Raw genomic sequence first — 13,365 nt, 5'->3', positions numbered from 1 at the left:
TAAATGTCTGAATGACAATTATTTTACCTTTCGTATCAATCGTTTAACAATATACTTAAGAGCACGTGCTGGGCCAATCAAGATATACTTGGCCGCACCTTTTATACCGCCTAAATGATCAAAATTAACATAAGTATGGGGTAAAGCATCACCCCGCTCATTCAGTAATTTATTATCAATAAAAGGAGTCAAATCGATTGGGTTTTTTGAAATATGAAAGTCATAGTTTCTATCCCATGCGACATAAACGAGCAAGCGCTCGATGGCATGAAGGATAGAATTTTGTGGCAGAGGCTCTGATGGCACATCTCGGTCTGTCAAATCTAAGTCAAAAAGAGGTTTGAGAGCATCGTATTTAAACCAGACATAGGTGCCGTAGGACATGACAAAGGTATGGAGACTATTGAAATCAATAGTTTTGGTCATCCCCATCCTCTCCCATAGGTCATTCATAGCTGGAGCAATCTGATGTTCATTATAAGCATCAACAATCTTATTGTAACGGAAGAACGTCGGAATATCAGCAATGACTAGCCCCAAATCTGCTTTTTCTTCAAAATTTGCTAGAACGGTATTAGCTGGCAAAATCAGCATATCGATTAACTCTTTACGCCAAGATTCACCAGCCCAAAAATCTGCTTCTTTGGATTTTTTAGTATGAAAATGTCCGACATAGTCATAATGTTGCAACTGCTCTTTTAATTTGAGCATAGGCAAGACATCACGACCAATATTGCCTGTGACAAAAATCTGAGCATTGACTTGGTTCTTCTCTAAAATACTTTCGATTTCTGTACGCTTGGTCTCTATATCCGTAGTAATAAAGAGATCATAGGAAAAATCAAAGTATTTAAAAGCATCCAAAAACTCCTGCAAGAGATCCGTATAGAAGACGTGCAAATGTACCGCTACTGTTTTATTACCTGAGAAGTCCGTTTGAGCTGCCTTGAGGTATTTTCTGGCTAAGAGGTATTTGAAATCAGGATAGTTGATCTTGGACATGTGAGAGATGATGAGTTCTACTGGGTAGTCTGTTTTTCTCTCGATTTCATCTAAGACATAAGGAATGATGTGCTGGTTGGCATCAATAGTTTTAACCTTGATAAAAGGGACTTGATGTTTGAGAATGGCTGTTGGATTGTAGTAAGAAAAATCAGGATGCAGCATTCCCGTTGTATCAGCATCTACTGTGTCAAAAACAGCCTTGTATTTGAAGCCCACATCCGTCAAGTTTGTCGTTACCTGGGTTTCGTAATTGTTTATTACATCCTGCACATCACTATAATTTTTGACACCAATCCAAAACTGTTGAAATGCTTCTGACTGAACAACACGTCGTGAAAATGACAGATAGTAACTTTGTAAATGTTCCTTAAACTGCTGATTCGCCCGAAAATTGGTCATTCCCCAAAAATCTGTCTCCGGATCTGCTTCAAAACGATTATAAACTTCCTTTATATCCCAAAGAGGCCCAAAGCAGGTATCATTCATGAGAGTAACAGAGTCATAATCTTTAAGGAAATCAAAACCAATCCAGTGCATACCATCACGCCAGGCTGCAAAGTCAAAGCCAGTATTTTCTCTTTGGAGAAAATCTGTAATCAAACCTTTTTCAAGCAATTCATCTCTTTTTTGGTCTGATAAGCTACTATTTGAAATAAAGACTAGTTTTGAAAACAGTGGGCGCATCTGCGTCAGTTGGTATTCCACATGTGAACTGAGGTCATTGAATTTATTAAAATGCACATACAAGAGTAAACGTTTCATTTTTTTCTCCTGAAAAAATTGATAATTTTTGTCGGAATAGTCCAACGTCTGGAACAAATCACCGAATTATACAGACGGGTTAATTCCTCTATATCTTTTTGTTGTGTTTCAACAGTACGAAGAGCAGCTTCAAACTTCAGTTGATCACGTTGTAATTGCCGGATTTTAGCTTTAGCATCTAAGAAATCCTGAGCTAAAATCTTACCAATATAATCATCCGAATGGATATCATCTACTTCATAGATTTCATACTTAAGTTGCAAATCTCGTCCAAAAAGATCAACTGGTATCGTGAAAAGCATTTGAGGATCCCGATTCGGGAAGATATAAGCATCTCCTAGTACAATCGCATTTGTAAACTCTGGTAAAATATCGGTCTGTCCAAGTTTGGAAATGAGGTGTACTTCTTTGAAAAAATTAGGAATTTCAGATAAATCTACTCGTATCATGGAGCAATCATCTGGCAGTTGAAAATCGATAGCGTCAGACTGAGCCAGTGGAAACTGCAAGATATCCTCTTGATTGAAACCTTTTCCTCCACGATTGAGGTAGATCGTCACATTCTCTATTCCGACTTGACTAAGGCTACCCTCCCGTTTGGTCAATTCTAGTTCATAACGATTATTTCGATCTAGGAGAATTCGGAGCATTTCCCGGTAATCACTATTTGGGTATTTATCCAGATACTGGTTTTGAGTTTGCAACAATGTATTGAACCGTCGAACAATACTGTTAAAATCCTTAGGCCTAGAATCCGAACCCTGATTGATAACATAAGCCACTGTTGCTTCTGGCAAATAAGCCAACTCTGTCCGCTGAAAGAGATCCATCTGCAGATTGAAAGTATCGTCTGAAGTGGTCAAATCTAACTCAGCGTTGACCTCTAGCATCAATTCTCGCTCCACTAACCAAGTCGAGGCCATGGTAAAACCACGAGTCGCCAACATTTTTTCAAAAGTGTCAGCTAAAGGAATAAAACCATTTTCGAAACCAGCTTGCGATACGAGTTCACCATATTCATTGTACACATCGAAATCTGTATTAGACCACTTAGCCTGAGGATTATCTGCTAGGAGGGAGAGTTGTTTTTTCAACTTTTGCTTATCTAGCCAGAAATCATCGCCATCACAACGGGCGATATAGTGACCACGCGCTTCTTGGCAAATAGACACCCATGTTTTAGCAATTCCTTGGTTTTCTTGATTGTAAAAGGTTCGAATCAAATCTGGGTACTCTTCCTGATAGGTTGCAATAATGGCTTTGGAACCATCTGTTGAAGCGTCATCTATCAAAAGGATTTCAATCGGAAAATCCCGTTCTTGTGCCAAGAAGCTCTCGATGGTCTGAGCCAGCCAAGGCTCCTTGTTATAAACAGTACAGAGAATCGAAACAAGAGGCTCTGTCATCATAGTATCCTTTCACTAGTCTTCCATTGTCCAATGACCATTACGTTGAATCAAACCGCTAGCCGAATCCAAGGCAGATGTATCATCTGGAGCAATGTCCTGACGATTGACAAAAATAATCGGTGTTTGAGTCGCATCTGAAAAAGCCAACATTTGCCCATCCTTATCCCGCACTGTCACTTCCAGCTTCATCTTCAAGTCATTGACATTTGGCAAAGAGCAGGTATAATGGACCGTCTTATGACCCTTTCCACTCATCTTAGTATCCATGGAATTGTCATTGTAAATCCAGATATTACGGTCAATATCGGTCAAAGATAAAGCAATATAAGTCTCTATATCTTCCAAAACATCAAAATCCATCTGGAAGCGAATCTCATCTGCTGGACTAATCTGGTTGGGTGTCAATAGCTGCAATTTGAAATTTTCAACACGAACAACCTCTTCTTGTGATTCTACTGCATGTTGACCTTCTTCAGTAGCATCCTGATGCAGAGGTGCAGTATTGTCAAAACTGTACTGGTTAGCCACATTTTCTGGATTACCAATGGCCTTGACCAAACCATGCTCAATCAAGACAGCCTTGTTACAATACTTTTTGACCGCCCCCATATCATGGGTCACTAGGATAGTAGTCTTACCACTCTTCTTGCGCTCCATAAAATAATCATTACATTTGCGCTGAAAGGCTTCATCCCCGACAGCAAGAACCTCATCCAAAATCAAAATATCCCCCTGCGCTTTGATTGCAACAGAGAAAGCTAGACGAACCTGCATACCACTTGAATAATTCTTCAGCTTTTGGTTCATAAACTCTTTTAGCTCAGCGAAATCAACTATATCATCATACATAGCATCGATCTCCTCAGTAGTAAAACCGAGCATCGCACCATTCATATAAACATTTTCGCGGCCAGTCAATTCTGGATTGAAACCAACCCCAAGCTCGATAAAGGAAACCAATTTCCCGTTGACAGTCACAGAACCTTTTTCAGGAACATAGATTTGAGAGATGATTTTGAGGAGAGTGGACTTACCAGAACCATTTCTTCCTAGAATACCGAAGAAATCTCCCTCTTCGACTTCAAAGGAAATATCCTTCAACACATGCTGTTCTTTGTAACCCTTAACTCCCTTGAATCGATTGACTAGGCTTGTTCGCAAACTTTTAGTTGCTTCAGTTGGCAACTTAAAAAACTTGCTGACATGATCAACCTTTACTGCAATTTTTTTATCTGACATTATAAAATCTCCGCAAAGTACTTAGCGTTTTTCTTAAAGATAGCAAGTCCAATCATAAAAATAAAGATTGGTAAAACGTATGGAATAACAGCAATTAGCTTATTATTAATCAAATCCCATCCCCGAATATTGCCATCAAAAACAATGAAGTGACGAATATCTTGTACAATTTGTGCCATTGGATTCAGCATCAAAACCTTGGCTATTGTAATCTGACCCTTTTGTAAAATATAGGTCAACGAATAGATAATCGGTGTTCCATACATCCCAGCCTGCATCATGACTTCCCATATTGGTCCGATGTCACGGTATTTAACAAAGAGACTGGATAGAATAAAAGCAATCCCCGATGCCAACAAGACTAACTCTACAAAAAGAGGAATCAAAATCAAAAAATTGACACTTAGAGGAACCCCGTTGATTAGAGCAAACGTCAGAACAACTAGCAAGTTAATAGAATAGTTGATTCCTGCACCCGCAACGGATGAAATAACAATAATTTCCTTCGAAAAATTGAGTTTGCGCAGCAAATCACCTCGAGTGACAATGGATAGCATGCCCATATTGGTTGCTTCAGCAAAGAAATTCCAGGTCACCATGGAAAAAAGAACTCCAATAGCAGTATGAGGGGTCCCATCATCAATCCTCAAAAAGCGAATAAATACAGCATACATGATGGTAAAGAGCATCATGGGCTTTAAAATAGACCAGAGATGCCCGATGAGGCTACCTTGATAGCGCAACTTGAAATCGGTTTTTATCATTTCTCTAAGTAAGATACGATTTTCCTTACTGAAAAAGTTCATTGTGTTCTCCTATAAGCAAATTTGCTAATAATAAGTGTGGTAAAAACAAGAGTATGAAAGGCCTTATTTTTTCTTAGCCCATACTGTCTGAGAATTCGCCAACGCTCAAGTACAGGTTGGTCCATGATGGTCACAAAAGCTGAAACCAATTCTCTCTTGTCAGCAGGCAAGGGCATATCTAACAGGAAGGCTGCTTGTTTTTGACTATTTGTTATTAATTCCCAATACATCGAAAAGAGCAGATTTGGGCGTAGCCATTTCTTGAAACGTTTGGACCAAGTCCTAGCTCCCAGAACATTATTGTCGTGTTGGCGGTAAAGCTCCCCAGGCTGGTCAACATAGACTAATTTCCCAAAGGATGTTGCCAAGAGGGCCAAGTACCAGTCGTGCATCAGGATATCTTCTGTCTGAGTCCAGAGTTGGGCAAGGGCATGATTGATCATGGCCACTCCACCTGTTACTGTATTTTCTGTTAATTCCTGAACTAGCTCAGTGTTGGCATGTCCAGATTGACTGCGAATCATACTCTCTGATAAGACTTGAAGCTCTTGATTGACCACCATCAAATCCATATAAACCATGAGAGGCATGTCCGATGGATATTTTTGAGCTTCTAACAAAGAAAGTTCTAGTTTGTTTGGCAACCATATGTCGTCCTGATCGCTGAAAAAATAGACATCGGCCTCTTCCTGCTGAACAAGGTTATGAAAGCTCTTGATGACGCCCAGATTCCTTGTATCTTCTTGGTTGACCCAATGAATCCGATTGTCCTGAGCTACAAATGCGGAGATGATGTCCTGCGTCTTATCCGAAGAGCCATCGTCACGAATCAGGAGCTTCCAGTCTTGAACCGTCTGTTCTTGAATGCTTTGAATTTGTTCCGCTAAAAACTGCTCACCATTGTAAGTGGACAGAAGAATATTTACCTTCATTTCAAAAACAAGTCCTCGTATTGACGGACAATTTCCTCCCATGTGTAGTATGTTTGCATGTGTTTTTTGGCAGCTTGACCTAGCTCAAGCGCTTCTGGCTGATTATCTATCTGATTGATCAAACGTGCCAAACTCCCTGATTCCTTGAGCCAATAATGCACCGTATTGAGAGCCACCTTACGATTAAAATCCACTCCCAACACTAAGTTTTCATTGGTCTGTGCTAGGGCTTCCAAAAGACTGGGATTGGTTCCCCCTACCTCATGGCCATGAATATAGGCTCGACATTCCTGTCGAAGATACTTGAGCATATCCTTATCATAAACTGTACCGACAAATTTGATCCGTCTATCCTTGTCAAACTGCGTTTCTTTTCGCAATTGCTCAAAGTAGCCAGAACCTTGATAGTTACAGACGATAACCAAATCTCGTTTGGTATCTGAAGCCATAAACTCACGAATAGCTGCTGCGTAATTATTTTCAGGAACAAAGCGACCAATTATCAGGTAATAACCTTTTTCCTCAATATTCCATTGATCGAAGAAAGTACGAACTGGTTCACTATCTTTGGTAAAACCGGTTGGGGTTAGGTCTGTTCCATAGGCGATAAAGGTTGTTTTAGACCAAGGATAACTTTCTTTTATATAAGTCTCAATCCCCTCATTATCCGAGATAACCAAGTCTGCATATTTGGTCATCACTTTCTCTGAATACTTGAGATAGGCTTGTACGGGTTTGCTCCACTTAGAGCGTTTCCATTCTAAACCATCAGGATTGATAAAGAGCTGACCACCAATTTTATGTATTTGATGTGCAAAAGGCGCAATGAAAGCCCCAATAGTATTGCCCAAGATATAGAAAATAGGCTTTTGAATACCTTCTTTTTTAATCCACTTAAGGGCATAAGAAATAGCCATCATATCATATGCGATAACCCGAGCTGGTCCCAGTTTGGGCGGATTGATGGTGAAACAATCTACTTGTTTGTAGTTAGAGTGCTGATGGTGGCTATCATCTGATAAACAAGCTACATGATACTGTAAATCATCCGATACTTGATGGGATACCAATTCATTAACAAAGGTCTCAAAACCACCATATTTAGCTGGTAATCCTCGGCTACCAATAATAAAAATGTGTTTCATGTTTTCTTCTGTTTTCTAAAATGTCTAATCAGGCTATTATACCATAAAAAGCTAGAGAATTCATGGAAAAAGGGCAGATAGAAATCCACCCTTGTAGCTGATAAAACAAGTATCGTTTCACCACTATTTTAAGAAAAGAATTGGTTGAGCATCTGGAGTCCATTGTAACTAAGAACTGTGTAGAGATAGAGAGTCGCTGGCTTGGTCAGAAGAGTTATATAGATAAATCTCCTAAGGGACATCTTGCTCATTCCAGCTACCATACAAAGAAAATCATCTGGAAAGCCTGGTAAGATAAAAGCGGTTGCCAAAAAACGTTCAAACATTTTTCCCTTATCCAAATAAACAATATACTTATCATAGATAGACTCTGATACAAAAGACTGGACAAAAACCTGACCATAGCGTCGTGCCAGAAGAAAGGCAATAATAGAGCCGAGAAAGATACCAGTCGTATTGTAAACAAAGCCTATGAGCGGTCCAAAGAGTACATGACCAACTACACAGGTTAAACCACCTGGAATAACAGGATATAGCACTTGAATGACTTGAATACAAATGAAAAGAATAGGTCCAAATATTCCCAAAGCTTTTAAAAAAGACTGGAAACGACCACCCACAGCAAATACACTAGGATGCATTTTGATGTAAATAGCCATCCAAATGGAGAATAAAATCCCCAAGACTGTCACGAGTTGTATCCATTGTTTATTGGTTAGTTTAAAAGGGAATCTCAGTACCACTACTTTTACCTCCTTGATTTAGCTCTATTGTATCGTTTTATTAGCACAAAAACATAAGTCTGAGGTATGATTTTTCATTATAGCAAAAAAAGAAGGCTCACGCCTTCTACTAGATATTTATTTTTTTCCTTGCTTGTAAAAAGCTTCTAGGGCCTCTTGCCAAGTTGGAATAACAAAGCCAGTTGCTTTTGATTTCGCCAAGCTCATGGTTGAGTTAAGAGGACGTTTTGCCTTAGCAGGGAATTGGTCTGATGAGACTGGGTTAACCGTTACAGACTTGCCTTTCAAGATTTCTTTGGCAAAATCATACCATGAGATTCCTTTTTCTGAGTCATTTGACAAATGATAGTAGCCAAATTCTTGTTTGGTATCCACCAAATAAGTCATAAATTCTGCTAGGGTACGAGTCCAAGTTGGACGACCAAACTGATCATTGACAACACCCAGAGTGTCACGAGTCTCTGCCAGATTTTGCATAGTGAAGACAAAGTTTTTACCGTAATTTCCAAAGACCCAAGCAGTTCGAACTGTGTAGAACTTTTCAGTGTATTTTTCCACAGCTTCTTCTCCCAGACGTTTGGTACGGCCGTACTCCGTCTGTGGATTGGCTGGCTCATCAACTTCCAATTCCAGACCAACAGGTTTTTGACCCTCAAAAACGTAGTCGGTTGAAATGTATACCAGAGTAGCGTCATATGTAGCAGCGGCTTTCGCTACATTTTCAGTACCTGTTACATTTATTTTATAGTTTAGTTCCTTGCCCTCATCTTCAGCTGCATCCACTGCTGTATAAGCCGCACAGTGATATACAATGCTAGGTTTCACTTCTGCAAAGAAAGCATCCACCTTAGCTGCATCTGTGATATCCATTTCGGCAACATCAGCAGCAACGTATTCAATACCGCGTTCATCCAAAAGATAACGTAGCTCAGTTCCCAGTTGGCCGTTTGCACCTGTAATTAAAATCATCTTGACTCCTTCACTTTAAGAAAGGCTGAGCAATATGTTCAGCCTTATCCATATATTTACTTGATTACTTCTTGTGTCTTGGCATAGTTGGCTTCGACAGCTTCTTTGTCAGCCTTCCACCAATCTTGATTTTCGGTGTACCAGTTGATGGTTTCTTGTAAACCTTGCTCAAAGTTGGTAAATTGTGGCTCCCAGCCCAGTTCTTCACGGAGTTTAGTTGAATCAATAGCATAGCGCAGATCGTGACCAGCACGGTCCGTTACATGATCGTAAGCATCTGCCGGTTGACCCATTTTTTCAAGAATCAACTCCAACACTTCTTTATTGTTCTTCTCACCATCAGCTCCGATGAGATAGGTTTCTCCCATTTTACCTTTTGTCAAAATTGCCCAAACACCTGTTGAGTGGTCATTCGTATGGATCCAGTCACGGACATTCTTACCTTCTCCATAGAGTTTTGGCTTGATTCCTGATAGGATATTGGTGATTTGACGCGGAATGAATTTCTCGATGTGTTGGTACGGACCGTAGTTATTTGAACAATTTGAGATAGTCGCTTTGACACCAAAAGACCGAACCCATGCCTTGACAATCAAGTCTGACGCTGCCTTAGTGGAAGAATAAGGCGATGAAGGGTTATAGTTGGTTTCAGCAGTAAATTTCTCACCTGGACCTTCACCATGTCCTGGCAAATCCTCACGCAAAGGAAGATCACCATAAACTTCATCCGTTGACACATGGTGGAAACGGATATCATATTTACGAGCAGCTTCTAGCAAAGTGTAGGTACCGATAAAGTTGGTGTGGACAAAAGGAGAAGGGTCGTTGAGGGAGTTGTCATTATGGCTTTCTGCCGCATAATGGACGATTGCATCCGCCTTGGCAGCCAATTTGTCTACCAATTCCGCATCTGCAATATCGCCGACTACCAACTCAACACGGTCACCAAGAATGGCTTCAATGTTGGCCTTGTTTCCTGCATAAGTGAGTTTGTCCAAAACCGTCACATGCACATCTGGATGGTTATTATAGACATAATGTACGAAATTTGAACCGATGAAACCTGCGCCACCGGTGACGATGATATGTTTATACATGTTTTATTTTTTCTCCGAATTTTTTCTTTTTGTGTATCACTTTGAGTAGCAGTTTCACAAACAAAGAGATGTTCACTACGGTGGTGATACGCAGAAATAGACTTGCTTTACTGGTCTTTTTCTACTAGTTTGAATACTTCAGAATCTCTGCTAAGTAATCAATCTTTGCAAAATCTTTTCGATTGTTATTTTCTGCTCGGTAGGAGTCTTTTGAAGAAGCTTGGTAGATTTTTAGATATTGTTCAAGGTTGGGAAGATAGTAATGGACACCTTGGTCTACCACTTCTTCTAGCTCATCCAAGGCTACTCCAGCAAAACTTGGTAAGGAGTGCAGACCACCAAACTCTACAGATAGCCCATTTCTTTGAAACTCATGTTCATGGCGGTCAACTAGTTGAAATCCTAGTTTTTCCATGATAGCGTTTAGTTCGTTAAAATGATAAATCCGCCCCTCATCTGGTGCTGCCCAACCTCTTGGGTCACTAGGAACATGGATGTCTATGTCTCCTGCTTGCCAATCTCGGCCGGTTCGCCTCTCTAATCCTACAGAACCCATCAACAAAGGAGTAATGCCTATGTCATTGAGTTCGTTAGCAATCTCTAAAAATACCTGATACATATTACAAATCTTCCTTCGTCAACGGTTTGACATCTTTGAGAAGTGGATGATTTTTATCAGCTTCCGAAACTTCTGCTTCATCTAGGTTCTCCCACTCAATACCAAGTGCTGGATCAGCATAGTTGACAAAGGCATATTTGGGTTTGAGTTCTAAGGCCCAGTAATCATTGACCAGATAGCTGTATGCGACTTTATCTGATAACACTTGGAAGCCGTTAGCCACCCCGCGAGGAACAAAAATACCTTTTGAAGCATCAATCACTGTTTGGTAAACATTGCCAAAACTTTCGCCTTCACGAAGATCTACCCATGAACCAAGAACCTTACCTTCATCTGCTACAGAAATGTACTTGTCCCAAGGTTCTGCATGGAGACCACGAAGAACATGCTTGCGAGAAAAACTGACATTATTTTGTAACTTACCTTCAGCAAAGAAAGATTCTGGAAAGCCAAGTGGCAACATTTTTTCCTTTTGAAAATTTTCTTTAAACCAGCCACGGTTATCCCCACGAACAGGAATATCAAATTCCAACATTCCAGGAATGGCATCAATCTTACGGGCAGCTAATGTTTTGTCAAAAAATTGTTCAGTCATTAAACTTCTCCAATCAAACGGAGCAAGTATTGTCCGTATTCATTTTTCTTCAAAGGTTGTGCCAAATCATACACCTGTTCTTTAGTGATATAACCCATACGGTAGGCAATTTCTTCTAGGTTAGCAACTTGGACATTTTGCAGCCGTTGAACGGTTTCAATATACTGAGCGGCCTCCAGAAGGCTTTCGTGAGTTCCTGTATCCAACCAAGCAAAACCACGTCCCATCAACTCAACGGACAAATCACCGCGCTCTAAATAGGCTTTGTTAACATCCGTAATTTCCAATTCACCACGAGGCGATGGTTTGATATTTTTTGCAATTTCGACCACATCGTTATCGTAGAAATACAAGCCTGTAACAGCAAAGTTTGACTTTGGAATATCAGGTTTTTCTTCGATGGAGACGGCATTCATATTTTCGTCAAACTCCACTACACCAAAACGCTCAGGGTCTTTGACTTGGTAACCAAATACAGTTGCTCCCTTTTCCTTAGCAGAAGCTCGTTGCAACATCTTAGTCAACCCATTTCCATGGAAGATATTATCTCCAAGAACCAGCGCAACATTGTCATCACCGATAAATTCCTCACCAATGATAAAGGCTTGAGCCAAACCGTCTGGACTTGGTTGTTCTGCATAAGAAAGGGAAATCCCTAGTTCAGAACCCTCTCCCAACATCTCCTTAAAACGTGGTAAATCTTGAGGAGTGGATATAATCAGAATCTCTTTGATACCTGCCAACATCAAAATAGACAGCGGATAATAAATCATCGGCTTGTCATAAATAGGCATGAGTTGTTTTGAAGCAGCGCGTGTGAGGGGGTACAAACGAGTACCTGAACCACCTGCTAGAATAATACCTTTCATAAATGATACCTTCCATTATTATAATCACTCCATTATACCATACTTTAAACATGATGTCATCTTGCAGTCAGCGTAAAAAATGAGGAGTTCCCTCCTCATTTTTACTAATTTATCCTGTTTCTCCATATCAATATATAAGCGTAAAATCGATGCTTTGATGCTTGATTCTAACATTTCGAGAGAGTCAACACACCTTCACGAGTGAAGGCTTCGTATAAACCAGACATCCAAACTGCGATCTCAATCTGTTTCGTCCGACATTTCTAATACCCTGCCTCTCCCTTAGCATCCTTTATTTTTTGGCCAAAAAGTGGCTTAGCGAAGTACCTGTCTAAAGCACAACCTATCCCAATGCCACATCCAAAATCATCATAATGACAAAGCCCATCATCAGTCCAAGAGTTGCTCGGTCTGTGTTGCCATTTGTCTGAGATTCTGGAATCAGTTCTTCAACTACTACAAAAATCATAGCTCCTGCAGCAAAAGAAAGAGCGTAGGGTAAAATCGGCGTCATATAAATAACTGCAACTGCTCCAATAACTGCGGCTATCGGCTCAACAATAGCCGACATAGCCCCCCAGAAAAAGGCCTGCTTACGGGTTTTACCATCCGTTCGAATGGGTATCGATAGAGCAGAACCTTCTGGGATATTCTGCAAGCCAATTCCTAGCGCCAAGCCCAAAGCACCGAAGTAGGCAGCTTGGCTGTAATTATTCACTAAGGCACCAAAAGTCACTCCAACTGCTAAACCCTCTGGAATATTGTGAATAGTGATAGCTAAAAATAATAGAGCTGTCTTAGATAAGCGCTTGCGCTCTTCCTTGCTCCCTCCTTCGGCCTTGGTTACATCATTACCTAAGTGCAGGTGGGGAATAATAGCATCAATAAAGCGTAGAAAATAACCCCCCAGTAGAAAGCCAACTGTCGCTGGAACCCAAGACCAAATTCCATAGCTAGCCTCCGCATAGGAGATAGACGGTGCTAGAAGCGACCAAAAAGAAGCTGCAATCATAACACCTGCTGCAAAGCCTTGCATGGTATCCAATAATTTTCGATTGACAGATTTAAAAAAGAAGACGATGCCTGAGCCCACAATGGTACAAGTCCAGGTAAACAGTCCAGCTAAAAAAGCTTGTAAGACGACGGACTGCTCCGCAAACCATGACATACTTCTT

13 protein-coding genes are annotated in these 13,365 nt (G+C 40.5%); all 13 read right to left on the bottom strand.

The window, feature by feature from the left end; all coding sequences use genetic code 11:
* Nucleotides 1-18 precede the first annotated feature (18 nt).
* Nucleotides 19-1,767 (bottom strand): rhamnan synthesis F family protein, encoded by a 1,749-nt coding sequence (locus F602_RS0103060; RefSeq protein ID WP_018166491.1) that lies wholly within the window; start codon nt 1,765-1,767, stop codon nt 19-21.
* A complete protein-coding gene (locus F602_RS0103055; protein ID WP_026183280.1) occupies nt 1,764-3,176 on the bottom strand; it encodes a glycosyltransferase in 1,413 nt (470 codons plus the stop codon). Before F602_RS0103055 ends, F602_RS0103060 begins: the two co-directional genes overlap by 4 nt.
* 12 nt (nt 3,177-3,188) lie before the next feature.
* Entirely contained in the window at nt 3,189-4,415 is a 1,227-nt protein-coding gene (locus F602_RS0103050) for an ABC transporter ATP-binding protein (RefSeq protein WP_018166489.1), read from the bottom strand.
* Entirely contained in the window at nt 4,415-5,221 is an 807-nt protein-coding gene (locus tag F602_RS0103045; RefSeq protein ID WP_018166488.1) for an ABC transporter permease, read from the bottom strand. Before F602_RS0103045 ends, F602_RS0103050 begins: the two co-directional genes overlap by 1 nt.
* Entirely contained in the window at nt 5,218-6,153 is a 936-nt protein-coding gene (locus F602_RS0103040; protein WP_018166487.1) for a glycosyltransferase family 2 protein, read from the bottom strand. The genes F602_RS0103045 and F602_RS0103040 overlap by 4 nt, the downstream gene beginning before the upstream one ends.
* Nucleotides 6,150-7,298, bottom strand: a complete 1,149-nt coding sequence (cps2T, locus tag F602_RS0103035) for a beta 1-4 rhamnosyltransferase Cps2T (RefSeq protein WP_018166486.1) — start codon at nt 7,296-7,298, stop codon at nt 6,150-6,152. Before cps2T ends, F602_RS0103040 begins: the two co-directional genes overlap by 4 nt.
* A 128-nt stretch (nt 7,299-7,426) precedes the next feature.
* Nucleotides 7,427-8,041 carry a TVP38/TMEM64 family protein gene (locus F602_RS0103030; protein WP_018166485.1) on the bottom strand — a complete coding sequence of 205 codons (615 nt, stop codon included), beginning with the start codon at nt 8,039-8,041 and terminating at the stop codon, nt 7,427-7,429.
* Between the two features lie 117 nt (nt 8,042-8,158).
* Nucleotides 8,159-9,010, bottom strand: a complete 852-nt coding sequence (rfbD, locus tag F602_RS0103025; RefSeq protein WP_018166484.1) for a dTDP-4-dehydrorhamnose reductase — start codon at nt 9,008-9,010, stop codon at nt 8,159-8,161.
* Nucleotides 9,011-9,066: 56 nt separating this feature from the next.
* Nucleotides 9,067-10,107 (bottom strand): dTDP-glucose 4,6-dehydratase, encoded by a 1,041-nt coding sequence (gene rfbB / locus F602_RS0103020; protein WP_018166483.1) that lies wholly within the window; start codon nt 10,105-10,107, stop codon nt 9,067-9,069.
* 124 nt (nt 10,108-10,231) lie between these two features.
* Complete coding sequence (locus F602_RS0103015; RefSeq protein ID WP_018166482.1) at nt 10,232-10,726, bottom strand: nucleotidyltransferase family protein; 495 nt, start codon at nt 10,724-10,726, stop codon at nt 10,232-10,234.
* 1 nt (nt 10,727) lies between these two features.
* Entirely contained in the window at nt 10,728-11,321 is a 594-nt protein-coding gene (locus F602_RS0103010; protein WP_018166481.1) for a dTDP-4-dehydrorhamnose 3,5-epimerase family protein, read from the bottom strand.
* Nucleotides 11,321-12,190 carry a glucose-1-phosphate thymidylyltransferase RfbA gene (rfbA, locus tag F602_RS0103005; RefSeq protein WP_018166480.1) on the bottom strand — a complete coding sequence of 290 codons (870 nt, stop codon included), beginning with the start codon at nt 12,188-12,190 and terminating at the stop codon, nt 11,321-11,323. The genes F602_RS0103010 and rfbA overlap by 1 nt, the downstream gene beginning before the upstream one ends.
* 343 nt (nt 12,191-12,533) lie before the next feature.
* Nucleotides 12,534-13,358: a ZIP family metal transporter gene (locus tag F602_RS0103000; protein WP_018166479.1), complete on the bottom strand. Its 825-nt coding sequence runs from the start codon at nt 13,356-13,358 to the stop codon at nt 12,534-12,536.
* Between the last annotated feature and the right edge of the window lie 7 nt (nt 13,359-13,365).

This window comes from Streptococcus minor DSM 17118 (assembly GCF_000377005.1).
Lineage (GTDB): Bacteria > Bacillota > Bacilli > Lactobacillales > Streptococcaceae > Streptococcus > Streptococcus minor.
Note: the sequence above shows the minus strand (reverse complement) of the source record. Positions and strands in the feature narration are given on the sequence as shown.